This window comes from Marinobacter sp. F4206, from assembly GCF_019392195.1.
Taxonomy (GTDB): domain Bacteria; phylum Pseudomonadota; class Gammaproteobacteria; order Pseudomonadales; family Oleiphilaceae; genus Marinobacter.
Map to the genome: position 1 here is coordinate 1,864,828 of NZ_JAHXKI010000002.1, position 22,113 is coordinate 1,886,940.

A 22,113-nucleotide genomic window follows, 5' to 3' on the forward strand; every position below is an offset into this window, starting at 1 on the left:
CCGTTCCATCCGGTCATGGAAATGTCGCAGGGCTGTCACCTTGCTGTCATTCGTGTCTGGGATCGTTCGGTTATCCGGGCAGACCGAGGGCAGGAGACACCATGCGATACTACCGGAGCGTTTTCATTTCCGACGTACACCTCGGCACCGCCGACTGTCAGGCTACGTACCTGCTCGACTTCCTCGACAGTGTGCGCTGTGAAACCCTCTACCTGGTTGGCGATATCATCGACCTGATTGCCATGCAGAAACGGGTGCACCTCCCGACCGAGCACCACGCCATCGTCCAGCGGCTGATGGACATTGCCGCCGGCGACACCCGGGTTGTCTACATCCCCGGCAATCACGATGAGTTCTTCCGCAAGTTCTGTGGCCAGACCGTGGCCGGAATCGAACTCAAGACCAAGGTTGTGCACAGCACGGCGGATGGCCGCCGATTCATGGTCTGCCACGGCGACCAGTTTGACCAGGTGGTGCGTTGCAGCCCCCTGATGCTGCTGGTGGGGGACCGTGCCCATGGATTGCTGCTGCGCTTCAATCGCTGGTTCAATGCCTGGCGCCGGCTCCGGGGCAAGCCCTATTGGTCACTGGCTGCCTGGGTGAAAAGTCGTATCGGTAAGGCGCGCACCTTCATTCGCCGATTCGAGCTGGCGGCGCTGACCGTGGCGGAAAAAGGCCACTACGATGGCTTTATCTGCGGGCACATCCACTCGGCGGGCTTCTTGCGAAGCGAGGAAGGCCTGTACTGCAACGACGGCGACTGGGTGGAGCACTGCACCGCGTTGGTCGAGCAGGCATCCGGGCGACTGGAGTTGCTGCATTGGTCTGAGGCGCCGTCGGTCCTCGCCTTCGAGCCGGATGCGCCACACCCGGATGTGACCGGGGATGCCCGGCCCACGCTGGATCCTGTACCGGCCGGCTTTGTGGAACAGGTAAATAACCTGGCGAGTTGACGCCCAACGGGTAAAATGCCCGGATGGATCGATCACACTGGGTTTTCCGTCTCTCTTTTCTGGCCGTTGTCGCGTTGCTGATGGCGGCAATCTGGCTGGTGCTACGGCAACTGGGAATGCCCGCCAGTCTGGCGCCCACAGCGATCTCGGCCTGGCTCACCGAGCAGGGAATGTTGGGCCCGGTGTTCCTGATGCTGATGATGATTCTGGCGGTGGTTGTCGGACCCATTCCCACCCTGCCCATCAGTGCGGCTTCGGGGCTCGCCTTTGGCATGATCACCGGCACCGCCATTGCGGTCGCAGGCGCATTGGCCGGCGCCATGATCGCGTTCTACCTGGCCCGGGTACTGGGCCGTGAAGTGGTCCAGCGCAAGCTTGAGGACAATCCGGTGTTCTCGGTAAACGGGTCTCAGCGCTTCCTGTTTGTGGCGGTGCTGCTCACCCGCTTGATTCCCGTGTTCTCCTTTGCCCTGGTCAGCTACGCGGCGGGTGTCACGGCGATTCGGGCCTGGCGCTTCGCCCTGGCCTCGGTCATCGGAATGTTGCCGATGACCTTTGTTTTTGCCGGGCTGGGCCACAGCTTTGAGCTCAATCCGTTGCTGACCGTCGCAGCCGCTGCCCTGATCTTGGTGGTCATGAGTGCCCTGCCCTGGTATCTGAGTCGCAGCCCCCGGTCCCGCATTGCGCGTTGGCTGCACCTCAGCGCCTGACGCGCGGTTCCCTATCCGGTAAATGGTTCACCGAACCAGGCTGTGTGACCCCGTTTCGGCCCTGCTGGTCTACGCTTGTCAGTAGGTGGTGCCGGGCGATCAATAGGGGGAAGGGTCATGGACAAGGTGTGTGTAGTGATGGGTGTGGGCGAGGGCAATGGCGAGGCCCTGGTGCGGCGTTTCAGTGAAGAGGGCTATCGGGTGGCGATGCTGGCGCGTAGCCGGGACTACCTGGAATCCCTGGAGCAGAGCATCGCCAATAGTCACGCCTTCCCCTGTGACGCCACCGATACCGACAAGGTGGGTGAGACATTTCAGGCGATCGAGAAGCAACTCGGCCTGGTCTCCGTGCTGCTCTATAACGCCGGTGGCGGCGTTTTCAAGAGTGCCGAGGACGCCAGCCCGGAGGATTTCGAGGCGAACTGGCGGCTGAACGTCAAAGGGCTGGTGGTGGCCACCCAGGCCGCCTTGCCCCAGTTGCGGCAGCACGACCGCTCGAGCATTGTCGTCACCAGCGCTTCGGCCGCCCTGCGGGGCCGGGCTAACACCGCACCCTTCGCCTCCGCCAAGGCGGCCCAGCGCAGTCTTGCGCAGTCGCTGGCGCGCCAGCTCGGGCCTGAAAAGATCCACGTAGCCAACGTCATAATCGATGGGGTGGTGGACTTGCCGCGCACCCGAAAGGCCCTGGGCGACAAGCCGGACGACTTCTTTGTCCAGCCGGCGGCGGTGGCCGATGCGGTCTGGATGCTGACCCAGCAGGATCCGTCGGCCTGGACCTTCGAGCTGGATCTCCGGCCCTTCGGCGAGACCTGGTAGCCCCGCCACTTCAGGCCTGATGGGTGGCCAGGATTTTTTGCAGGAAATCCCGGGTGCGGGGGTCCTTCGGGTGGTAGAAGATCTCGCTCGGTGGGCCCTGTTCCACGATCCGGCCGCCATCAATGAAAATGACCCGGTCCGCGACATCGCGGGCGAAGGACATTTCGTGAGTCACCAGCAGCATGGTCTGGCGCTCTTTGGCCAGCTGTTTCATCAGTGACAGCACCTCGTCGACCCACTCCGGATCGAGTGAGGACGTGGGTTCGTCAAACAGGATTACCTCGGCACCGGCGGCCATGGCCCGGCCGATGCCTACCCGTTGCTGTTGGCCACCGGACATGGAGGCCGGGTAGGCGTCGGCCTTGTCTTCCAGGCCGATGCGCCGGAGGATTTCCCGGGCCCGCTCATGGGCCTTGGCCTTGGGCCAGCGATCCACCACCAGAAGCCGTTCGGCAATGTTCTCCAGTGCCGTCTTGTTGGCAAACAGCGCGTAGTTCTGGAACACGAAGGCGGTCTGCCGGCGCAATTCCAGGATATCGGCTTTTTTGGCCCGGTTCACATCCACGGTCAGATCGCCGACGGTGATTTCCCCGGCGGTCGGCTGTTCAAGAAAATTCACGCAGCGTAGCAAGGTGGATTTGCCGGTACCGGACGGTCCGATGATCACCACGATTTCGCCTTTCTCGATGGTCAGGTTGATGCCGTCGAGCACCACGGCCTCGCCAAACTGCTTGCGCAGACCCTTGAGTTCAATCATCGGCTGTAGGCCTTGTTAAGTCGGGATTCCAGATTGCTTTGCAACCACGAGAGCATTTCGACCACGATCCAGTACATCACCGCCGCGACGATGAACGCTTCGAAATACAGAAAGCTGCCAGAGGCTTCTTTCTGGGTGGCGCCCATCAGTTCGGTGACGCCCAGGGTGAAGGCCAGCGAGGTTGCCTTGATCATGTCGATGAAGTAGTTCATCAGGGTAGGCAGGGCGACCCGGGTGGCCTGGGGCAGGATGATCCGGCGCATCAGCTGGCCGTTGGTCATGCCGATGGATAGCGCGGCCTCGGTCTGGCTGCGATCCACGCCGACAATGGCGGCCCGGATGGATTCGGCCATGTAGGCGGAGAAATGCATGGTCAGGCCCATGATGGTGGCGGTGATGCCGTCGATCACGGTCAGCGCGCTGAACAGCTGGGGCAGCCCGTAATAGAACAGGAACAGCTGGACCAGCAGCGGTGTGCCCCGGAAGAACGAAATGAAGACGATGGTGAACTGGTTCAACACCGGAATCCGCAGCACCCGGATGACTGCGAACAGGCACGCCAGGATCAGCGCCAGGACCATGCCCAGAGACGCCAGCTGCAGGGTCAGGGGCAGGTACCCCAGTAAGACGGGGACCAGCCCCAGCATGTAGTCGACGTCAAGTGCGCCCATAACCCGGTTCCTGTCTTGTTACGGCGCGGTGATGTCGGTGCCGAACCATTCCTCGGAGATTTCCCGCAAGGTGCCCTTGTCGCGCAGCGCACTCAGGGCCGCATTGACTTCATCCCGCAGGGCGCGGCCTTCTTCGGTGTCCTTGAACGGGTAGGCGTTGGTGATCTGGGAGAAGGTCGGTCCCGCCAGCTCCAGCGGCAGCGGTTTCTCCTTGATGATCTGACTGGCACTGACCCGGTCCATGACGAAGGCGTCGACCCGGCCGAGGGCGGTGTCCCGTTCAATGTTGCTGTCGTAGGTCTTGATGTCGATTTCATCGGCGTAGGGGAGGTTGCGCAGTAGCGCCTCGAAATTGGAGCCCAGGTTGACGGCTACCGTTTTGCCCTTCAGGTCCTCGACACCGTTGATGTCTTCGTTACCCTGCTTGATGACCACCTGAGCGCCATCGTAGACGTACGGCTCGCTGAAGGTGTACGCCTTCTGGCGCTCCTCGGTGATGGTAATCTGATTGGCGACGGTATCGATGCGGCCGGCACCGAGCATGCCGAACAGACCGGAGAACGCCGCGGTCTGGTACTCGACCTCGCGGCCCATCTCTTTGGCTACGGCATTCATGACATCGACTTCAAACCCTTTGAGGGTATCCTGTTCCACGAAGGTGAACGGGAAATACTGGCCGGACATGCCGACCCGGATGGTGTCTTCCTGGGCCTGAAGCGGAGCCGCGACCAGAGACAGTACTAACAGTGTGGTTGCTAACAGGGTTTTCATAGACAGTTCCTTTTCCGATGGATGCCGTGTCCTCGTCTTCGGCGAACACACTGGCATATGGCTCTGAAAAATCTGATCAAATTTGGCGACAGTCTAACAAGCCTTGTCCAATCATCCGATACGGGCTTTCCTTGAGGCGTGACGCCCCGTGCGCTGAACAGGGAGTGACAGGAAGCGCGGCAGAAATCACGACTTCCCTATACTTTAGCGGACAGACTGTCAGAGTCACCCAGGCCCAAGCCGGGCGTAACAACTGAGTCTCAGCAGTGTCTACTGATTGGGTCTGCGTTTGCCACGCAGAGACGACCATCGGGATTATCAGGTGCGGGCCATGGACACATCCAGCTACAACCTCGGAAGGGTGTGGAATCGTCGGCTCAGTTGGTGGTTTGGTCTGTGTCTGTTGCTGGTTCCAGTGGCGAGCCTGGCCCAGAAAAAGAACGGTTTTGACCTGGAGTCCGCATTGATTCCACCTGAGCAGATCCTGCGGGGCGGACCGCCCCGGGACGGAATTCCGGCGATCCGGGAGCCCAGGTTCGAACGCCCCGACGGCACCCAGCCTTGGCAAGCGGGCGATCTGATGCTGACTTGGGACGGTGACGGTGAAAGTCGGGCCTTCCCGATCGGTATTCTGAACTGGCACGAAATCGTCAATGTCCGCCTGGCTGATCGGTCGCTGCTGATCAGCTTCTGCCCCCTGTGCGGCACCGGTATCGGATTTGATCCGGTTGTCGACGGTCGGGAACTGACTTTCGGCGTTTCCGGACTGCTCTACAACAGCGATTTGCTGATGTACGACCACCAAACCGAGTCGCTCTGGTCGCAGATCGAGGGGCGGGCGGTCTCTGGCCCCCTGGCTGGCAAGTCGTTGGAGCGGGTACCGGTACGCCACGAGCTCTGGCGAAAATGGCGTGACCGGGTCGGCGACTGGGCTCTGGTGTTGTCGACCGATACGGGGTATCACCGGGATTACCGCCAGTCCCCCTACGGCAATTATGGCCAGTCGGAGCGACTGTACTTCCCGGTCACCCGGACCAGTCGCAAGTTCCATCCCAAGACCTGGGTGTTGGGCTGGAGTCACAACGGCGAAGCGAAGGTCTGGCCGTTTCCGGAGTTGGCCAAGCACCAGGGAGTGCTCGAGGACCGGGTGGGTGGCAAGCCTGTGACTGTCCACTACGATCCGGACGCGCCCTCCGCAGAGCTGCGGGATGAAGATGGCGCCCTCCTGCCTGCGACCCGGGCGTTCTGGTTCGCCTGGTACACCTTCCATCCCGATACGCTGATTTTTGAAAGCAATTAATTTCAGTAATTGCTGTAATAGTTGCAGAAGTCATGTGTCTCTTGGGTGTCCGCCTGATAGGGCGGTTGCGGACCGAAGGGTTCCCTCACCAACTCTGTGATCAGGGAGAGAGGTCATGACTACAATCCATCCACTTCGACAAGCCATCCGAGTGTGTCACGAGCAACGACGTACCACTTGGTGGTCGGCGGTTCTGATGACCGCGATGCTGGCCGTTGCCGGCGGGGCGGCAGCGGCCTGCAGCCCCTGTTCGCCCTGCAAGGGTAAGTGCGGCGCCAGCCAACAGTGCAAAGCCAAATGCAACCCGTGTAACGGCAAGAACCCATGCACCGGCAAAAATCCGTGCGCAGCGAAGAATCCCTGCGCTGCCAAGAATCCCTGTGCCACGAAAGGCTGCAACCCCTGCGCGACCCAAAGCTGTAACCCCTGTGCGGCAACCGGCAAGTGCGCCGCCACGCCCAATCCCTGTGCGGCCAAACGGGTGACCCGACCGGCTGGCTACCAGCCGTACGAGGGCAATCCGTGCGCGCTGGTGACCACGGGTGAGAAGCTGTTCAACGATACTTCGCTGAGCAGCAACGGCTTGTCCTGTTCCAGTTGCCACAATGACGGTGCCGGTTACAAGGCCACCTTCGCCGATGCCTATCCGCACTCCGTGGCCATGGCCCGCAACGTCTTCGGCATGGAAAGTGTGCATATGGATGAAATGGTCCAGATCTGCATGGTGCAGCCCATGGCGGCCGACCCCTTGGCCTGGGACAGCGAGGAGCTGGCGGCACTGACGGCATACATGCTGAAGGTCCAGGAGCGATGGCAATGACCGAGCTGCGCATACCAGACCCGAGGACGCTGAGTAAGCCACAGATTTGCACCAGCCTGGATGCCGTCGCCGAAATCCGCGAATGCTACCGGGTATTGAAAAAGGGTGGCCTGAACATCGTCGGGGAGGTGCTTCGCGGTCAGGGGCCTTTCTACGAGCTGGATCACTACCCGAAGGACGATGTTTTCGATGCTGCCACGGCCTCGCAATACTATTACCATGCGCACCGGAGCGATCATCCGGAACACGGGCATTTCCACCTGTTCCTGCGGGATGCAGCGATACCGGCGGCCGCGGTACCCGTGTTTGGGCCAGCCGGTAAAGACCGGCTGGCCCACCTGGTAGCCATTTCCATGGATGCCTGGGGTTTCCCCACCGGGCTGTTCGCGGTCAACCGATGGGTAACCGATGAGAGCTGGTTGCCGGCGGATCAGGTCATCGCCGTACTGGATGCGTTCAATATGGACCATGCCTACCCGAGCTGGCCGGTCAATCGCTGGATAACGGCGATGGTTCGGTGCTTCCGGCCCCAGATCGAGGCGTTGCTTCGCCACCGGGATCAGGTCGTTGCGGACCGTAATGGGCAGCGAATGGAGGACGTTCTGGAGGATCGCAGCCTGGAGATAACCGGCAGTGTCCCGGTCGATCTGGAAAGCTGGGCATCGGTGCTGGTCGACGAGCAGCGGCGTCGGCCAAACCCCCAACGCTCATTGGCGGTGCCGGTGATGGAGGGCGGGGCCTAGTCGTCCTGTTCCGGTCGCTGCGGGCGGACCTGTAATGCTTCGGATACCCGCTCATTGATGCGGTCAATGAGCGACTCCTCCACACGAGCGGACGAGTGCCCCCGCATCAATTCTGCACTGGCACGCAGGTTGCCGATAAACGTGCGACAGTGTTTGCACATCATCAGGTGCATTTTTACGGACAGGTTCCTGGTTGCATTGAGTTCGCCATCAATATAGTCACTGGCAATGCCTGCCAGCTCTCGGCACATTAGCATTCGCCGGTCTCCTGGAACGTTTCCACCATCAGAAAGATTTTTTGCCGTGCACGGTGCAACATCACACGCAGGTTAGAGGCGCTGACGTCGAGAATGTTACAGACGTCCTCGGATTTATGCTGGTGGGCTTCATAAAGGATCAGGGCGGAGCGCTGGGTTTCTGGCAGATGCCCCAGATGTTTGTCCAGGCAGTCACTGAGCGCCCCATTCTCCAGCAAGGCATCGGCGGACTCGTCAAAGCGCAGCTTGGGCGGCGTCGCCCAACGGCCAGCGGCGTTGAACCGGCTATCCAGTTCCGGATCCAGGCGTTCGGAAAAGTCGGTGGGAATTTCCCGGTGGCTGGTTCGCAGTTTGTTTTTGCACCGGTTGGCGACGATGCGGTGCAGCCAGGTTTTCAGGCCGGCGCGTCCCTCGAATTTCTGAATGGCGTCAATCACGGTGACCCAGCAGTCCTGAACAATTTCTTCGGCACCGCTGGCATCGAGGTAAAAGCGTGCGACCGCGAGCATGCCCGGAGTGTAGGTCGATACGGCCTGGGTGTAGGCGTCCTGCTCGCCGCGTTTGAGGGCGTCAACCAGTCCGCTTTCATCGAGGTCTGTTTGTTGGTTCACGCGTACGTACTCTTGGAGTTGAGGGGTTTAGCCATTGGTCCGTCGAAAGCTGCCGGGGTTCCCGGAACATGTTTGCAATCGGCCATATGTTCGCAAGTTTAGGTCAGGTTTGAGGTTTTTGACCGGATTGTTATCGATTTGTGACCTTTTCAGGGCGAAAAACACGTACCCTTCAATCACAAGACTGCCATCAATTCTGAACATTTTGACTGGTTGCTGTAACAACCGGGAGGGTCCCGAGTCAGTGACGCATCCAATCAACAACACGGGATAAAGTGATGAACCTGAAAAAGTGGCTGATGATACTGGTGATTCTGGTGGTGGTGATTGCCTTCTGGAGCAGCGGTGCCCAGGAGTACCTCACCCTCGAATCCCTGAAAGCCCACCAGCAGACCCTGGACACCTGGATCGCGAATAATGCCTGGCTGGCCATTGGCGGTTACATGCTGGTCTACATCATCGTCACGGCGTTGTCGCTGCCCGGCGCTGCCATCATGACCCTGGCCGGAGGCGCATTCTTTGGCAACATTTACGGACTCGCTGCGGTCTCTGTCGCTTCGACGATCGGCGCGTCCATCGCCTTTCTCGTGGCCCGTTTCCTGGCCCGAGACACCCTCCGGGAAAAATACGCGGCCACGGTCGCTCGCATGGATCGGGGCATCGCAAAGGACGGGGCGTTCTATCTGGCGACTCTGCGGCTGGTGCCGGTCTTCCCGTTCTTTCTGATCAACATTGCCATGGGCCTGACTGGCATGAAGCTGCGTACCTATGCCCTGGTGAGCTGGGTTGCGATGTTGCCCGGTACGTTTGTCTACGTGAATGCCGGGACCCAGTTGTCTCAGATCGAATCCACCGGCGACATCGTGTCCGCCGACCTGTTGTTGTCCTTTGCCCTGCTCGGCTTGTTCCCATTGATTGCCAAGTTCGTGGTGGGCTTTATCCGGCGCCGCCGGGTGTATGCCGGATGGAAAAAACCGGAATCGTTTGATTACAACCTGCTGGTCATCGGTGGTGGTTCGGCTGGCCTGGTGTCTGCCTACATCGCCGCGGCGGTCAAGGCCAAGGTGGCGCTGATCGAAAAGCACAAGATGGGCGGCGACTGTCTCAATACCGGGTGTGTGCCTTCCAAGGCCCTGATCCGTAGCGCCAAGGCGGCGGATACCCTGCGCCACGCCGATCGCTATGGTCTTGAAGCGGTGCCGGTCAAAGGCTCGTTCAAAACCATCATGGACAGGGTCCAGAGGGTCATCGCCAGGGTCGAGCCCCATGATTCGCCGGAGCGTTACCGCAAACTGGGCGTTGATTGCATCTCCGGCGAAGCCAGCTTCGTATCTCCCTGGGAGCTTGAGGTGAAGCACAATGATGGTCGGACCGAACGGCTGACCGCCCGGAGTATCGTGGTGGCTACGGGTGGCAAACCGGCGATGCCGCCGATTCCGGGGCTGGCCGATATGGAACCGCTGAACTCCGATAATCTATGGTCCCTGGAAACCCAGCCAGAGCGCCTGCTGGTGCTTGGCGGTGGTCCGATCGGATCGGAGTTGGCCCATGCCTTTGCCCGACTGGGCAGTCAGGTGATTCAGGTGGAAATGGGTGACCGTCTGCTGGCTAAGGAAGACACCGAAGTCTCCGAATTGGTGAGAAACCGGTTCGAACAGGACGGCATCGATGTGCGTCTGGCGCATGCGGCCAGGGAGTTTGCCATCGAAAACGGCGAGAAGGTGGTTTACTGCGAACACCGAGGTGAGCGGGTCCGAATTGTCTTCGATGAGGTGCTGGTGGCGGTTGGCCGTGCGGCCAATACGACGGGCCTGCATCTGGACCGGATCGGTGTGGAAACACTGCCCAATGGCGCCGTGCCGGTGGATGAGGACATGAGTGTGCGCTATCCCAACGTGTTCGCCTGTGGCGATGTGGCTGGTCCCTACCAGTTTACCCACGCTGCCGCGCATCAGGCCTGGTATGCCGCCGTGAATGGTCTGTTTGGCCAGTTCAAGCGGTTCAACGTTGATTACCGGGTTATGCCCTGGGTCACCTTTACCTCGCCGGAAGTGGCCCGGGTGGGGCTGAGTGAGGCTGAGGCCACAGAGCAAGGCATTGACTATGAAGTCACCCGCTACGGTCTGGACGATCTCGATCGTGCGATTGCGGAAAGCGAGGACCAGGGCTTTATCAAGGTGCTGACCCCGCCGGGCAAGGACAAGATCCTGGGCGCTGTGGTAGTGGGTACCCACGCGGGCGAAATCCTGGCGGAGTTCACCCTGGCCATGAAACATGGCCTGGGGCTGAACAAGATTCTGGGTACCATCCACCCCTACCCGACCTGGAACGAGTCGGCCAAGTTCGCCGCGGGCGAATGGAAGCGTGCCCACGCCCCCCAGGGTGTACTGGCGCTGCTGGAAAAACTGCACGGCTGGCGCCGTGGCAAAGACACCAAAGAATCGAGGAGTGTGTATGCCCCTGACTGAAACACGACCGGCCCGGAAGCGCATTCCGGCGGTGGAGGTACTCGAGCCTCGGGCGTTCGACAGCTGGACCCACACCCGTCAGGGCGATCCCCGCGGCTACATTGATGCGGATAGGCTGAAAGAGCTGTGGATTCACACGGGCACGGCCTGCAACCTGGCCTGTCCCTTCTGCCTGGAGGGGTCCCACCCCGGTGATGGCCGCATTCCGGGCATGAAGTTGAATGATGTCAAACCGTTTATCCATGAAGCCATCGACATGGGCGTGGAGCAGTTTTCCTTCACTGGCGGAGAGCCCTTCGTGATCCGGGACTTCGTGAATATCCTGGACTACGCCAGTCAGAACCGGCCCTGCTTCGTGCTGACTAATGCCACCGAGCCGTTGCTCAAACGTCGGCATCAGGTGTTGCCGCTGCTGGACAACCCCTTCCCGATTCATTTCCGGGTCAGTCTGGATTTCCCGGATCGGGCACGGCACGACAAGGATCGGGGCGACGGCAGTTTCGAACAGGCCCTGGAGGGCACGCGCTGGCTGCTGGAGCAGGGCTTCAAGGTGTCCATCGCGCGCCAGACCGACGCGAAAGAAATTCCGTCGGACGTGGAGGCGGCGTTCCGGGCGATTTTCCGGGATTGGGGCATTTCGGAAGACCTGGCGTTCACCGCGTTTCCGGACCTGGGCACACCGGGGTCGGAAGATGGCAGTCCGGAGATTACCGAGACCTGCATGGACAAGTACCCGACGAGGGAGTCGCGGGCGCACTTCATGTGTACTTACACCCGGATGCTGGTGAAGAAGGGCGACCGGGTTCGGGTCTACGCCTGCACACTGGTGGATGATGACCCGCAATACGACCTGGGTGGGTCGCTGGCCGAGAGCATGGATGAGCGTATTATGTTGCGGCATCACCGGTGCTTTTCGTGTTACCGGTTCGGGGCGAGCTGTTCGGCTCCCGGTTGATATTTTCAGGCTTGCCGGCCGGGAGTTGGCGGCCTGCGGAGCGGGGAACTTTCTCCTTGGGAAAAGAACTCGCTTCGCTCAAACACCTTTTTCCTGGCGGATAAAGTTCCCCGCCCCACAGACCGCGCGGTTCGCCGTGCTGTGCGTAAATTGAAACGTGGATTAATACGATGACGACGCTTGAGGGTGCCCTGTTCTGGGGGTTTCTGGTGGTTTACGGCATTGTGATGTATGTGCTGTCGCCGAAAAGTAAGAACGCGAATTCCTTTTACAAAGGAGCGGATGATCAGGGTAATCCGGTCAGTCAGTGGTCACTGACCGCCAGTATCTTTATCAGCTGGATTTTTGCCAAGTCGGTGACCAACGCGGCAAACCTGGGGGCGGCGTACGGGGTGACCGGTGGCCTGGCTTACGCCAGTTACTGGCTGTCGATTCCGGTGGCCGGTTACATCATTTATCTGATCCGGACCCAGACCGGGGCCCGGAGTCTGCAGGATTTTCTGACGTCGCGGTTCGGCCGGCTGGCGTCGCTGGCGTTCGCAGCGGCGATTCTGATCCGGCTGTACAACGAGGTCTGGAGTAACACGGCGGTAGTGGGTGGTTACTTCGGCCTGCCGGGGGAATGGGAATACTACGCCGCGGCCATGCTGTTTACCGTGTTTACTCTCGCATACAGCCTCAAGGGTGGCTTGCGGTCGTCGATCTTTACCGATGTGATCCAGGCGTTCGTGTTCGTCTTTTTTGTCGGGGCGGTGCTGTTCCTGATCATCCCGGCCAACGACAGCAGCGCCTTGTTGAGCAACGGTGAATTCAGGCTCGATGCCGGCTTGGATCTGTTGCTGGTGGCATTGCTGCAGATGTTCAGCTATCCGTTCCACGATCCGGTTCTCACCGACAGAGGTTTTGTGAACAAGGAAAAGACCATGCTGAAGAGCTTTGTGGTCGCCGGTCTGCTCGGGTTTGTGGCGGTGTTTATCTTCAGTCTCGTCGGTGTGCATGCCCGCCTTAATGGCATTGACGCCATGGGCAACGCGCCGGCGGCGGTTGGTCAGTCGCTGGGCCTGGCGGCGCTGTTCTTTATGAGTGTCGTGATGATGACTTCCGCCGGCTCCACACTGGACTCCACCTTTACCTCACTGGCCAAGTCCCTGGCGGTGGATCTGCCCCGGCTGGCCCGGCGGGCCGGGGAGCGGCTGCCCAGTATCCGGATCGGTGCGGTGGTGATGGTGATCTTTGCCTTTGCCGGTAACCTGCCGATGTTTGCCGGGACCGATATTCTCAAGGCCACCACCATTTCCGGCACCATGGTGATGGGGCTGGCGCCGGTGTTCCTGTTCTATGGATTTACCCGCTGGTCGCCCTGGAGCTTCCACCTGAGTTTCTGGACCGGACTGGGGCTGGGCGTGTTGCTCGCTGTGGGGCTGATTCCAGCCAGTTGGGCCATCGGTGAGGGCAAGTACGCCATGCTGCTTGGGGTGAACGCCTATGGCTTCCTGATCTGTACCAGTGGGTTCTTCCTGCCGCTGGTAATGCGCCGTCTGGCTGGGCGTTCTCTGGCGGCGGGGGAGGCCTGACTCCGAATCATGAGTGAAGGCCGAAGTTGTCCGTTAGCTTATCGTTACCGCCCCGAAGTCCTGTGTCAGCAGGCTACGGCGGTGTCGGAGGATGTGCTTTACATTGTCGGCGGGCTTTACGGCAATCCCTATGCCCTTGATGAGATCGAGAGGATGGTCCGCGCCGAGGAGCGGCTAGGACATCGGGTCCGGCTGGTGTTCAACGGCGACTTCAACTGGTTCAACGCCAGCGATCCCCTGTTTCGCGAGATCAACAGTCGCGTGCTCGATCACACCGTCAGTCTGGGCAATGTTGAGTATGAACTTGCCAACCCGAGCCCCGAGACCGGGTGTGGCTGTGCCTACCCCGATTTTGTTGACCAGGGAGTGGTTGAGCGGTCGAACCGGATCATGGCCCGGCTCCAGGAAGTCGCAGACCGCCATCCCGACGTCCAGAACCGGCTGTCACTGCTGCCCCGATATCTGTGCCTGATATTTGGAGGCCTAAAGATTCTGGTTCTGCACGGTGATCCGGAATCCCTGGCAGGCTGGGGGTTCGCCCATGAGTCCTTTAGTGCTACTAACGAATTGGCCGTTCACGGATGGCTGGGTTCCACCGGTGCCGATATCATCGCCTGTACCCACACCTGCCTGCCAGTGCTCTGGTCCGGACAGGTACAGGATCGGCCCCGCACTGTGGTCAATAATGGCTCCGCCGGCATGGGTAACCTGCGCGCGGACCCGCGCGGACTGATTACCCGGATTGGTCTAACCTCGCCCGCCGACGAGTCTGTGGCGGGCTCTGAGTGTCAGGGCGCTCACGTATCACTGTTGCCCGTTGCCTTTGATTCCGAGGCCTGGCTGGCCCGGTTCGACGAACTCTGGCCGACGGGCTCGGACGCGGCTGAATCCTATCGGCAGCGAATCCTGCACGGCACCTCTCTGGATCCTGCCCGGCTCATTTTTGCGTCCGTTTCCTAACCAATTTGTCACTGGCGAATGCCTCGATCAGGTCTATTCTGAATGAATGAGCCGGGGCCCGGATAAGGGTGCCAGGGAATGCTGACTTGAATTATATTTTGTGGTCTATATAATTCAGCACTAACTTTTTGAGGCGAATTGATCACGTTATGACAATTGAAGGATCGAATACCACCGCCATCTCGCTTCGCACACCCGTGAAGGATGATGGCTACAGGCTCCACCAGCTGGTGGCAGAATGCCCGCCGCTGGACCCCAACTCGATTTACTGCAACCTCTTGCAGTGCAGCCACTTTGCCGAAACCGGCGTGGCCGCGGAGAAGGAAGGCGATCTGGTCGGCTTTATCTCCGGATACATCCCTCCCCAACAGCCCGAGACCGTGTTTGTCTGGCAGGTGGCGGTTCACGAGAAAGGTCGTGGACAGGGCCTGGCCAAGCGGATGCTGAAAGAGATCGTTGGCCGTGATGCGTGCAAAGACGTGACGCACATGGAAACGACGATCACCGCTGACAACGAGGCCTCCTGGGCGCTTTTCCGCTCATTCGCCCGTGATATGGGAGCCGAGCTCACCTACCACGAGCACTTCGAGAAAGAGACCCACTTTGGTGGGCAGCATGATTCCGAATTCCTGCTGCGCATCGGGCCCTTCACGAAGCCTGTCTGAGAGCCCCGGTCCACGCCGGCTGCGGCCGGCTGTGAACGACTGTGAGACTGCGTTTTGGACTAGCCGGCAGACCACTGAGGTAGGTCTGTCACCAGGCTTAAACCAACGCACGGTGGGCTTATCGCGACCGACTCTGCATTACCCGATAGGCTCCCGCGCATCTACCTCGAACCTGACATGCTAAGAGGCAAGACAATGGAAATTTTCAAGTCAACCGAATCTGAAGTACGTGTATACAGCCGTGCGTTTCCGGTGATTTTCAACCGTGCGAAGAACGCGCACCTGTACACCGAAGACGGCAAGGAATACCTGGATTTTCTGGCCGGTGCCGGTTCCCTGAACTATGGCCATAACAACGACACCCTGAAGAAAGCGCTGCTCCAGTACATCGAGGACGACGGCGTAAGTCAGGGGCTGGATATGTTTACCACGGCCAAACACGACTTCATGGAATCGTACAAGAAGTACATCCTGGATCCCCGTGGCCTGGACTATAAAATGCAGTTCACCGGCCCGACCGGGACCAACTGCGTCGAAGCCGCCCTCAAGCTGGCCCGCAAGGTCAAAGGTCGTAACGGCATCATCTCCTTCACCAACGGGTTCCACGGTGTGACCATGGGTGCCGTGGCCGCCACCGGTAACAAGCATCATCGGGGTGGTGTCGGTACGCCGCTGGGCAACGTCGACTTCATGTTCTACGACGGTTACCTCGGTGACGATGTGGACAGCCTGGCCATCATGGACAAGCTGCTGAGCGATGGTTCGTCCGGTTTTGAACTGCCGGCGGCGGTGATCGTGGAGGCCGTGCAGGGCGAGGGCGGTCTGAACGCCTGTCGCGCCGAATGGCTGAAGGGCCTGTCCGAGCTGTGCGAGAAGCACGACATCCTGTTGATTCTGGATGACATCCAGGCAGGCAACGGCCGCACCGGCGAGTTCTTCAGCTTTGAGTTCGCAGGTATCAAGCCGGATATCGTTACCGTGTCCAAGTCCCTGAGCGGCTACGGCCTGCCGATGGCACTGGTGCTGTTCAAGCCGGAACTGGATGTTTGGGATCCGGGCGAGCACAACGGTACCTTCCGCGGCAACAACATGGCGTTCATCACGGCGCGCACCGCGGTGGAGACCTACTGGAAAGACGACGCCTTCGCCAACGAAGTGAAGGCCAAGACCAAGGTACTCGGCGACGCCCTGCAGGCGATTTGCGACAAGTATCCCGGCCAGTTCAGAATGAAGGGTCGTGGTCTGATGCGCGGTATCGAAGCCAAGAATGCCGATCTGACCGGTCCGATCACCAAGCGCGCGTTCGAGCGTGGCCTGATCATCGAGACCAGTGGTCCGAACGACGAGGTCATCAAGTGCCTGATGCCGCTTACCACCAGTGAGGACGACCTGAAGAAGGGTGCCGCGCTGCTGGGTGAAAGCGTTGACGAGATCATGCAGGAAGGGGTTAGCGAGGCGTCCTGAGACGCCTCATGGCTCCGCACATTCATTCTGCAGGATAGCGAAGGCAAACCTATGACTACTCAACAACATACCGTTGAAAAAATCGGCGGTACCTCAATGAGCAACTATGAGGCCGTCCGCGATAACATCATCATTGGTAATCGCGACAAGGACGACCTCTACCAGCGTATTTTCGTGGTGTCGGCCTACGGCGGTGTCACCAACGAACTGTTGGAGCACAAGAAAACCGGCGAGCCGGGTGTCTACGCCCTGTTTGCCGATGCGGAATCCGACTGGGCCTGGGGTGACGACCTCACCAAGCTGGTGAAGTTTCTCACCGACATCAACGGTGATCTGTTCGAAGACCCGATGCTCAAGCAGCAGGCCGACCAGTTCATCACCGATCGCATCGAAGGGGTCCGGGGCTGCCTGATTGATCTCCAGCGCCTGTGCTCCTATGGCCAGTTCCAGCTGGAAGAGCACCTGTTGACGGTGCGCGAGATGCTGGCCGGTATCGGTGAAGCCCACAGTGCGTTCAACACCGCCCTCAAGCTGCAGCAGGAAGGCATCAATGCCCGCTTTGTGGACCTGACCGGCTGGCGTGATGCGGAACTGCTGCCGCTCGATGACAAGCTCAAGCAGGCTTTCGATGCGGTCGACCTGACCCGTGAGCTGCCGATTGTGACCGGTTATGCCCAGTGCAAGGAAGGCCTGATGCGCACCTTCGACCGGGGCTACAGCGAAATGACCTTCAGCCGGGTGGCGGTGATTACCGAAGCCCGTGAAGCCATCATTCACAAGGAATACCACCTGAGTTCTGCCGACCCCAATATCGTTGGCGCAGACAAGGTCGTTCCGCTGGGGCGGACCAACTACGACGTGGCAGACCAGTTGGCCAACCTCGGGATGGAAGCCATCCACCCCCGCGCCGGAAAGGGCATGCGCCAGAACGAAATTCCGCTGCGGGTGATGAACACCTTTGAGCCGGAACACACGGGTACGCTGATTACCGGTGACTACATCAGCGAGACGCCGCAGGTGGAGATTATTGCCGGCGCCAAAGGTGTGTTTGCCATCGAAGTGTTCGACCAGGACATGCAGGGCGAACCGGGTTCCGATCGCAAGATCCTGGATACCCTGAGCCGCTTCAAGGTCCGGTTCATGGCCAAGGACACCAACGCCAACACCATTACCCACTACGTGGGCAGCACGCTCAAACACGTCAAGCGGGTGGTTAAGGCGCTCAAGGAAGAATTCCCGAACGCCGAGATCAGCACGCGCAAGGTGTCTCTGGTGTCTGCCATTGGCAGTGATATGAAGGTCCCGGGCATCCTCGCCCGCTCCGTGAAGTCGCTGACAGAAAATGAAATCAGTGTCCTGGCCATCCACCAGTGCATGCGTCAGGTGGACATCCAGTTTGTGGTCGACGAGGACCATTACGAGAAGGCGATTGCCGCCCTCCATGGTGTCTTGATCGAACCACACAACCACGAGTACGCCATCGTCGCGGCCTCGATCGAGTAAAGGATTGCCCGCAGTCGGAACCGGTCGCTTCGTCTGCGGGTAATGGAGGGTGTCTTGCCTCCAGATCGGAGTGCCCGGCTGACCGGCCTGCGTTGGCAGGTTTTATTCAGGTCGGGCACTTTCCGATCCCTCCCCCGTATCGGCTCCTGACCTGCCATTTTCCCTTCCGTAGCTGCTGCCCTGAAGCCCATCGGTGGTAAATCCATCGACGCTTGATCAACGTATTCTCTGTAAATTTCCGACCGGTACCATAGCCATGCGTAAAACAGATAGGCTGGGACCGTCTCCGACCACGCCCAACGATGGCGAAAGGGATTCCCTGGTTGGGCTGTACTTCAGGGATGCGTCCCGGTATGAGCTCCTGACCGAAGGGGCAGAACGCCGCCTCTCCCGCAAGCTGACGCGCTGCTACCGCATCATCAGCACCGAATTGGCATTGCCGGCGGACACGCCGCAGACCTTTCGGGAGGTGATCGGCAGCCTCGGGGATGCCTGTGCCTTTTCAAGCCGGTGTCGTCGGGCCTTTCATCTGGCGACGGCCTGTCGCCGCAAGCTGATTCAGAGCAATCTGCGTCTGGCCGTTCACATTGCCCGCCGGTACAGCCAGCATGGTATCCCGATGTCGGACCTCATTCAGGATGCCAATATCGGTCTGATCAAGGCCGCCGAGCGGTTCGACCCTGGCAAGGGTTTCCGGTTTTCGACCTACGCTTACTGGTGGATCAGCGAAGAAGTGAAGCGCTGCCTGCAGCGCGGCACCCGTCTCGTGCATACCCCGGAGAACGTGGTTGACGAGATCCGGCAGTTGCACCGGGTCTCGCTGGGCATGCACCAGATTCTGGGCCGGACGCCGTCCCAGGCGGAACTGGCCCGGGAAATGGAAGCATCACCGTCCCGGATTGGGGAGCTGCGTGCCCTGGCCGTGCGCGAGGTGTCCACGGATGTACCGCTGGTCGATGATGGCTCGGTAACACTGGGTGACAGCCTTGAAGCCGGTGAACAATTGACGCCGGATCATCCGATGTTGGAGCGGGACCGCAACCGGACCCTCAGCGCGATGCTGGGGGAGCTGACCGACCGGGAGCAGGCCATCCTTTCCCGCCGCTACGGTCTGGGTCTGCCCCAACCCCAGACCCTGCAGGTCATCTCCGACGATCTCGGCATCAGTCGGGAACGGGTCCGGCAGATCGAAAAAATGGCGGTCAAGAAGTTGCAGAGCCGGTTCAGCAGTCTCGAGGATGTCTTCGGCGCCTGAACCGGTCAGGCGCTATGGAAGAGGAAGTACCAGGCGCCGACCGCCACCTGGCAGACCAGAACCACGAAGGTCAGAAGCAGGCGCAGCCGCAGATACCAGTCCGGCCAGTAGATTCTCATCCAGCGGGCGTCCACCACGTACAGGCCAATGTAGGCGATCGTGTAGAGGACGATCTGGCTGGGGGTCGGGAGCAAGAGGCCGATGCCCGCCGTTATGAAAAAGACCTGGCTTAACAGCATCGTGATCAGGGGCGATTGCGGGTAACAGCAGTTGTCGAGCTGCATGGCGATGGGCCAGTAGACACCAGCCATGAACGCCAGGATACCGGCGCTGTACAGGTAGAACCACGAGACCGCGGTAACGCTGTGCTGGGGCATCAGGAAGAGCACTGCCACTGCGGCGATGAAGGGCACCAGTCCGGCAACGCCGACAAGGATGGCCAGTCGGGCGACGGCGATCACGTCCTGTCCCTCTGTACCCTTATCCGCATGGGTTCAATGTCGGCGGGCTCCATGCCCACCATCTCATGGTAGGCGGAGGGGTGCACGACCTGGGTCTCACGTATCTGAAAACCCGCCAGGGTGTCCTGGACCTGCCAGGCGCTTCGGAACAGGCTGGTGACGCCATCCTTGTCGGACAACAGCAGGAGACGGCCGTCCAGCGTGAGTCTGGCCATGTAGTGTTGGCCCTCGAGGGAAATGATTTCCAGCAGTTCGATGACCGGACCCTTGCTGTTTCGCAGTTCTTCCAGGGTGATTCTCACAGTGAAGCTCCGGAGTTGGTGTTATTGGCAGTGTTACGACTCCGGTACGTAATGGGATCAGTTGGCCAGTGCCAGGCACCTCTGATGCTGCGGGCATCGCACCAGGTGGTCGTTGACCATGCCGGTCGCCTGCATGAAGGCATAAACGATGGTCGGGCCGACAAAGGTGAAGCCGGCGCGCTTGAGCGCCCGGGACATGGCTTCGGACTCGGGGGTCGTGACCGGAACGTCGTCAAACTGCTGCCAGGCGTTCTGAATCGGGCGCCCGTCGACGAATGACCACAGAAAGTCGCTGAAGCTCTCGCCTTGCTCGCGAAGCTCGAGGTATCCCCGGGCATTTTTAATGATAGATTGAACTTTCAGCCGGTTACGGATGATGCCGGGGTTGGCGAGCAATTCGCTGATCTTGGCGTCGTCGTAGCGGACGATCCGCTCCGGATCGAAGCCGTCGTAGGCTTCGCGGTAGCCGCCCTGCTTGCGCAGGATGGTGATCCAGCTCAGGCCTGCCTGCTGGCCATCCAGGCACAGCTTCTCGAACAGGGCCAGGTCATCGTATTCGGGCCGTCCCCAGACCGTGTCGTGATAGTGAACGTAGAGTGGATCGGTGCCACACCAGGGACAGCGTTCGGATTCTGCCATCGCTCAGTTCTGCTCCTCTGAATAACCGGATTTGGGCGCAATGCGGCGTCGCCACATCGGGGGTTCGGCGCCGTTTGACTCTTCCGCCTGCACCAGACCAAAGTCGTCGGGGGGAGACTCGAGTCGCCAGAGGGCCGGTGGGGCCAGATCGGTCTGGCGGTAGACCAGAGTCACCAGGAATCCTTCCACGTTCCAGCAGTCTGCCCGCCAGTCCGGTTCGGACTGGTCGCCCTGGAGTTCGAAGCCCGGACCGACTTCCAGGGTTTGCAGGTTACCGGCGATGCCCCGGCCAGTGGCTTTCAGCCAGGCCTCCTTCAGCGTCCAGACGGTCAGAAAGGTTTGCGGGTTGTCCTCGGCCAGCAGCCATGCCTGTTCCTGCGGCGAGAACCAGCGCCGGGCTACACGTTGCCAGTGGGGGTGGCGGGTGCAGGGCTCGATATCCAGACCAATTCGGTGGCCCGGGCTGATTGCACAGGCAGAGACCCCGTGGCTATGGCTGAGTGATAACTGCCAGCCAACCGGCGCCGCCGAGGCCACTGGCCGGCCATTAACCGGTTTGCATCGGGCGGCCTCCTGCCCGCTTGCGCCTGCAATCGCCTGGCGGATCAGCCAGCGACTGGACAGATACTCGCGCTTGCGCGGGCCGCTGAATTTCGCCGCCGTCTGGCGTTCGTAATCCGTGAGCCAGTCGGGAAATCCGGGCGTGTCCCGCTGACCTTCCCGGCACAACCAGATCAACGGTCGCTGTCGCTGGTCAGGGTTGCAGTCGCTGGATGAGCCAGCCATCGCCGTCCCTCACGTATTCAAAACGGTCATGGAGCCGGCTTGGTCGACCCTGCCAGAACTCGATTCGATCGGGCACCACCCGATAGCCGCCCCAGAAGCTGGGCAGGGGAACCTCGCCATCGCTGAACTTCCGCTTCAGTTCGGCAACCTTCTGTTCCAGCAGGCCGCGGGAGGTGATGGCCCGACTCTGCTCTGATACCCAGGCGCCGATCTGGCTGCCGCGGGGGCGTGACGCGAAGTAGCGCAGGGACTCCGCCTTGCTGACCTTTTCCACAGGTCCCTGAATCCGGACCTGCCGATTCAGCCCGATCCAGGGAAACAGCAGCGCAGCCTGGGGATTTTCCTCAATTTCACGGGCCTTGCGGCTCCCATAGTTGGTGTAGAACACGAAGCCGTTCTGATCGAAATATTTCAGCAGCACGGTTCGCAAGTCGGGCAGTCCGTCCCGGCCGGTAGTTGCCAGTGACATGGCATTGGGCTCAAGAATGCCGGCATTACGGGCATCCTCGAACCAGTGCTGGAACTGGCGCACCGGGTTGTCGTCCAGGGCATCGCGGTCCAGCCCTTCGCTCTCAAACTCCCGACGCATATCGCCGATGTCCATACAGCTTCCCTCGTCTTCAACAGGCCAAAATCACTCCGACCGCTGAGCATAACGGGTTCGGCGGCGGC

General features: G+C 60.3%; 24 protein-coding genes. 14 read left to right on the top strand and 10 right to left on the bottom strand.

Features of this window, described 5'->3' with window-relative positions:
* Positions 1 to 101: 101 nt before the first annotated feature.
* From KZO34_RS10875 to KZO34_RS10885, 3 genes are all read left to right on the top strand, one after another.
* Positions 102 to 953 carry a UDP-2,3-diacylglucosamine diphosphatase gene (locus KZO34_RS10875; protein WP_219476361.1) on the top strand — a complete coding sequence of 284 codons (852 nt, stop codon included), beginning with the start codon at positions 102 to 104 and terminating at the stop codon, positions 951 to 953.
* A gap of 23 nt (positions 954 to 976) precedes the next feature.
* The gene (locus KZO34_RS10880) at positions 977 to 1,663 is read left to right on the top strand and encodes a TVP38/TMEM64 family protein (RefSeq protein WP_219476362.1); all 687 of its coding nucleotides are present in this window, start codon (positions 977 to 979) and stop codon (positions 1,661 to 1,663) included.
* A gap of 117 nt (positions 1,664 to 1,780) precedes the next feature.
* Positions 1,781 to 2,479 (top strand): SDR family NAD(P)-dependent oxidoreductase, encoded by a 699-nt coding sequence (locus tag KZO34_RS10885; protein ID WP_219476363.1) that lies wholly within the window; start codon positions 1,781 to 1,783, stop codon positions 2,477 to 2,479.
* A gap of 10 nt (positions 2,480 to 2,489) precedes the next feature.
* Here KZO34_RS10885 and KZO34_RS10890 read toward each other — a convergent pair whose 3' ends face one another.
* Genes KZO34_RS10890 through KZO34_RS10900 form a run of 3 tightly spaced genes read right to left on the bottom strand, consistent with a single transcriptional unit; the run spans position 2,490 to position 4,678 of the window.
* Positions 2,490 to 3,236 (bottom strand): amino acid ABC transporter ATP-binding protein, encoded by a 747-nt coding sequence (locus tag KZO34_RS10890; RefSeq protein WP_219476365.1) that lies wholly within the window; start codon positions 3,234 to 3,236, stop codon positions 2,490 to 2,492.
* A complete protein-coding gene (locus KZO34_RS10895; RefSeq protein ID WP_219476366.1) occupies positions 3,233 to 3,907 on the bottom strand; it encodes an amino acid ABC transporter permease in 675 nt (224 codons plus the stop codon). The genes KZO34_RS10890 and KZO34_RS10895 overlap by 4 nt, the downstream gene beginning before the upstream one ends.
* Before the next feature lie 18 nt (positions 3,908 to 3,925).
* On the bottom strand, positions 3,926 to 4,678 hold the full coding sequence (locus tag KZO34_RS10900; RefSeq protein WP_219476367.1) for an amino acid ABC transporter substrate-binding protein: 753 nt from the start codon (positions 4,676 to 4,678) through the stop codon (positions 3,926 to 3,928).
* A 331-nt stretch (positions 4,679 to 5,009) separates the two neighbouring features.
* Between KZO34_RS10900 and KZO34_RS10905 the strand changes: the two genes are divergently transcribed.
* From KZO34_RS10905 to KZO34_RS10915, 3 genes are all read left to right on the top strand, one after another.
* Positions 5,010 to 5,978 (top strand): DUF3179 domain-containing protein, encoded by a 969-nt coding sequence (locus KZO34_RS10905; protein WP_219476368.1) that lies wholly within the window; start codon positions 5,010 to 5,012, stop codon positions 5,976 to 5,978.
* Between the two features lie 115 nt (positions 5,979 to 6,093).
* Positions 6,094 to 6,798: a cytochrome-c peroxidase gene (locus KZO34_RS10910; protein WP_219476369.1), complete on the top strand. Its 705-nt coding sequence runs from the start codon at positions 6,094 to 6,096 to the stop codon at positions 6,796 to 6,798.
* Positions 6,795 to 7,541: a DUF6969 family protein gene (locus KZO34_RS10915; RefSeq protein WP_219476370.1), complete on the top strand. Its 747-nt coding sequence runs from the start codon at positions 6,795 to 6,797 to the stop codon at positions 7,539 to 7,541. Before KZO34_RS10910 ends, KZO34_RS10915 begins: the two co-directional genes overlap by 4 nt.
* Here the strand turns inward: KZO34_RS10915 and KZO34_RS10920 are convergent.
* Both KZO34_RS10920 and KZO34_RS10925 read right to left on the bottom strand, forming a co-directional pair.
* Positions 7,538 to 7,798 carry an anti-sigma factor family protein gene (locus tag KZO34_RS10920; RefSeq protein WP_219476371.1) on the bottom strand — a complete coding sequence of 87 codons (261 nt, stop codon included), beginning with the start codon at positions 7,796 to 7,798 and terminating at the stop codon, positions 7,538 to 7,540. The genes KZO34_RS10915 and KZO34_RS10920 overlap by 4 nt on opposite strands.
* On the bottom strand, positions 7,792 to 8,409 hold the full coding sequence (locus tag KZO34_RS10925; protein WP_219476372.1) for an RNA polymerase sigma factor: 618 nt from the start codon (positions 8,407 to 8,409) through the stop codon (positions 7,792 to 7,794). Before KZO34_RS10925 ends, KZO34_RS10920 begins: the two co-directional genes overlap by 7 nt.
* Positions 8,410 to 8,687: 278 nt before the next feature.
* Between KZO34_RS10925 and KZO34_RS10930 the strand changes: the two genes are divergently transcribed.
* The 8 genes from KZO34_RS10930 to KZO34_RS10965 all read left to right on the top strand — a co-directional run bounded on the left by KZO34_RS10930 (position 8,688) and on the right by KZO34_RS10965 (position 19,253).
* Positions 8,688 to 10,877 (top strand): FAD-dependent oxidoreductase, encoded by a 2,190-nt coding sequence (locus KZO34_RS10930; RefSeq protein WP_219476373.1) that lies wholly within the window; start codon positions 8,688 to 8,690, stop codon positions 10,875 to 10,877.
* A complete protein-coding gene (locus tag KZO34_RS10935) occupies positions 10,864 to 11,832 on the top strand; it encodes a radical SAM protein (protein WP_219476375.1) in 969 nt (322 codons plus the stop codon). Before KZO34_RS10930 ends, KZO34_RS10935 begins: the two co-directional genes overlap by 14 nt.
* A gap of 170 nt (positions 11,833 to 12,002) precedes the next feature.
* The gene (locus tag KZO34_RS10940; RefSeq protein WP_219476377.1) at positions 12,003 to 13,406 is read left to right on the top strand and encodes a sodium:solute symporter family transporter; all 1,404 of its coding nucleotides are present in this window, start codon (positions 12,003 to 12,005) and stop codon (positions 13,404 to 13,406) included.
* A 9-nt stretch (positions 13,407 to 13,415) separates the two neighbouring features.
* Complete coding sequence (locus KZO34_RS10945; protein ID WP_219476378.1) at positions 13,416 to 14,366, top strand: metallophosphoesterase family protein; 951 nt, start codon at positions 13,416 to 13,418, stop codon at positions 14,364 to 14,366.
* Between the two features lie 149 nt (positions 14,367 to 14,515).
* Entirely contained in the window at positions 14,516 to 15,031 is a 516-nt protein-coding gene (gene ectA, locus KZO34_RS10950) for a diaminobutyrate acetyltransferase (protein WP_219476380.1), read from the top strand.
* Between the two features lie 195 nt (positions 15,032 to 15,226).
* Complete coding sequence (gene ectB, locus KZO34_RS10955) at positions 15,227 to 16,495, top strand: diaminobutyrate--2-oxoglutarate transaminase (RefSeq protein ID WP_219476382.1); 1,269 nt, start codon at positions 15,227 to 15,229, stop codon at positions 16,493 to 16,495.
* 51 nt (positions 16,496 to 16,546) lie between these two features.
* Positions 16,547 to 17,998 carry an aspartate kinase gene (locus KZO34_RS10960; protein WP_219476383.1) on the top strand — a complete coding sequence of 484 codons (1,452 nt, stop codon included), beginning with the start codon at positions 16,547 to 16,549 and terminating at the stop codon, positions 17,996 to 17,998.
* A 256-nt stretch (positions 17,999 to 18,254) separates the two neighbouring features.
* Entirely contained in the window at positions 18,255 to 19,253 is a 999-nt protein-coding gene (locus tag KZO34_RS10965) for a sigma-70 family RNA polymerase sigma factor (protein ID WP_219476384.1), read from the top strand.
* 5 nt (positions 19,254 to 19,258) lie between these two features.
* On the opposite strand, the gene KZO34_RS10970 is transcribed toward KZO34_RS10965, so the two are convergent.
* Genes KZO34_RS10970 through pdxH form a run of 5 tightly spaced genes read right to left on the bottom strand, consistent with a single transcriptional unit; the run spans position 19,259 to position 22,045 of the window.
* The gene (locus KZO34_RS10970; RefSeq protein WP_219476385.1) at positions 19,259 to 19,714 is read right to left on the bottom strand and encodes a DUF3429 domain-containing protein; all 456 of its coding nucleotides are present in this window, start codon (positions 19,712 to 19,714) and stop codon (positions 19,259 to 19,261) included.
* Positions 19,711 to 20,016, bottom strand: coding sequence for a DUF6482 family protein (locus tag KZO34_RS10975; protein WP_219476386.1), 306 nt, complete (start codon positions 20,014 to 20,016; stop codon positions 19,711 to 19,713). The genes KZO34_RS10970 and KZO34_RS10975 overlap by 4 nt, the downstream gene beginning before the upstream one ends.
* A 57-nt stretch (positions 20,017 to 20,073) precedes the next feature.
* Complete coding sequence (locus KZO34_RS10980) at positions 20,074 to 20,655, bottom strand: DNA-3-methyladenine glycosylase I (protein WP_219476387.1); 582 nt, start codon at positions 20,653 to 20,655, stop codon at positions 20,074 to 20,076.
* A 3-nt stretch (positions 20,656 to 20,658) separates the two neighbouring features.
* Positions 20,659 to 21,441, bottom strand: a complete 783-nt coding sequence (locus tag KZO34_RS10985; protein WP_219476388.1) for a 4'-phosphopantetheinyl transferase family protein — start codon at positions 21,439 to 21,441, stop codon at positions 20,659 to 20,661.
* Positions 21,410 to 22,045, bottom strand: a complete 636-nt coding sequence (pdxH, locus tag KZO34_RS10990) for a pyridoxamine 5'-phosphate oxidase (RefSeq protein WP_219476390.1) — start codon at positions 22,043 to 22,045, stop codon at positions 21,410 to 21,412. Before pdxH ends, KZO34_RS10985 begins: the two co-directional genes overlap by 32 nt.
* Positions 22,046 to 22,113: the final 68 nt, after the last annotated feature.

Excerpts from the sequence above, each read along its gene's own strand:
- KZO34_RS10885 (WP_219476363.1), top strand. The coding sequence starts at position 1,781 with ATGGACAAGGTGTGTGTAGTGATGGGTGTGGGCGAGGGCAATGGCGAG.
- KZO34_RS10900 (WP_219476367.1), bottom strand. The coding sequence starts at position 4,678 with ATGAAAACCCTGTTAGCAACCACACTGTTAGTACTGTCTCTGGTCGCG.
- KZO34_RS10945 (WP_219476378.1), top strand. The coding sequence starts at position 13,416 with ATGAGTGAAGGCCGAAGTTGTCCGTTAGCTTATCGTTACCGCCCCGAA.
- KZO34_RS10935 (WP_219476375.1), top strand. The coding sequence starts at position 10,864 with ATGCCCCTGACTGAAACACGACCGGCCCGGAAGCGCATTCCGGCGGTG.
- KZO34_RS10980 (WP_219476387.1), bottom strand. The coding sequence starts at position 20,655 with ATGGCAGAATCCGAACGCTGTCCCTGGTGTGGCACCGATCCACTCTAC.
- KZO34_RS10965 (WP_219476384.1), top strand. The coding sequence starts at position 18,255 with ATGCGTAAAACAGATAGGCTGGGACCGTCTCCGACCACGCCCAACGAT.
- pdxH (WP_219476390.1), bottom strand. The coding sequence starts at position 22,045 with ATGGACATCGGCGATATGCGTCGGGAGTTTGAGAGCGAAGGGCTGGAC.
- KZO34_RS10930 (WP_219476373.1), top strand. The coding sequence starts at position 8,688 with ATGAACCTGAAAAAGTGGCTGATGATACTGGTGATTCTGGTGGTGGTG.
- KZO34_RS10905 (WP_219476368.1), top strand. The coding sequence starts at position 5,010 with ATGGACACATCCAGCTACAACCTCGGAAGGGTGTGGAATCGTCGGCTC.
- KZO34_RS10910 (WP_219476369.1), top strand. The coding sequence starts at position 6,094 with ATGACTACAATCCATCCACTTCGACAAGCCATCCGAGTGTGTCACGAG.
- KZO34_RS10960 (WP_219476383.1), top strand. The coding sequence starts at position 16,547 with ATGACTACTCAACAACATACCGTTGAAAAAATCGGCGGTACCTCAATG.
- KZO34_RS10985 (WP_219476388.1), bottom strand. The coding sequence starts at position 21,441 with ATGGCTGGCTCATCCAGCGACTGCAACCCTGACCAGCGACAGCGACCG.
- KZO34_RS10895 (WP_219476366.1), bottom strand. The coding sequence starts at position 3,907 with ATGGGCGCACTTGACGTCGACTACATGCTGGGGCTGGTCCCCGTCTTA.
- KZO34_RS10920 (WP_219476371.1), bottom strand. The coding sequence starts at position 7,798 with ATGCTAATGTGCCGAGAGCTGGCAGGCATTGCCAGTGACTATATTGAT.
- ectB (WP_219476382.1), top strand. The coding sequence starts at position 15,227 with ATGGAAATTTTCAAGTCAACCGAATCTGAAGTACGTGTATACAGCCGT.
- KZO34_RS10890 (WP_219476365.1), bottom strand. The coding sequence starts at position 3,236 with ATGATTGAACTCAAGGGTCTGCGCAAGCAGTTTGGCGAGGCCGTGGTG.
- KZO34_RS10875 (WP_219476361.1), top strand. The coding sequence starts at position 102 with ATGCGATACTACCGGAGCGTTTTCATTTCCGACGTACACCTCGGCACC.
- KZO34_RS10915 (WP_219476370.1), top strand. The coding sequence starts at position 6,795 with ATGACCGAGCTGCGCATACCAGACCCGAGGACGCTGAGTAAGCCACAG.
- ectA (WP_219476380.1), top strand. The coding sequence starts at position 14,516 with ATGACAATTGAAGGATCGAATACCACCGCCATCTCGCTTCGCACACCC.
- KZO34_RS10940 (WP_219476377.1), top strand. The coding sequence starts at position 12,003 with ATGACGACGCTTGAGGGTGCCCTGTTCTGGGGGTTTCTGGTGGTTTAC.
- KZO34_RS10880 (WP_219476362.1), top strand. The coding sequence starts at position 977 with ATGGATCGATCACACTGGGTTTTCCGTCTCTCTTTTCTGGCCGTTGTC.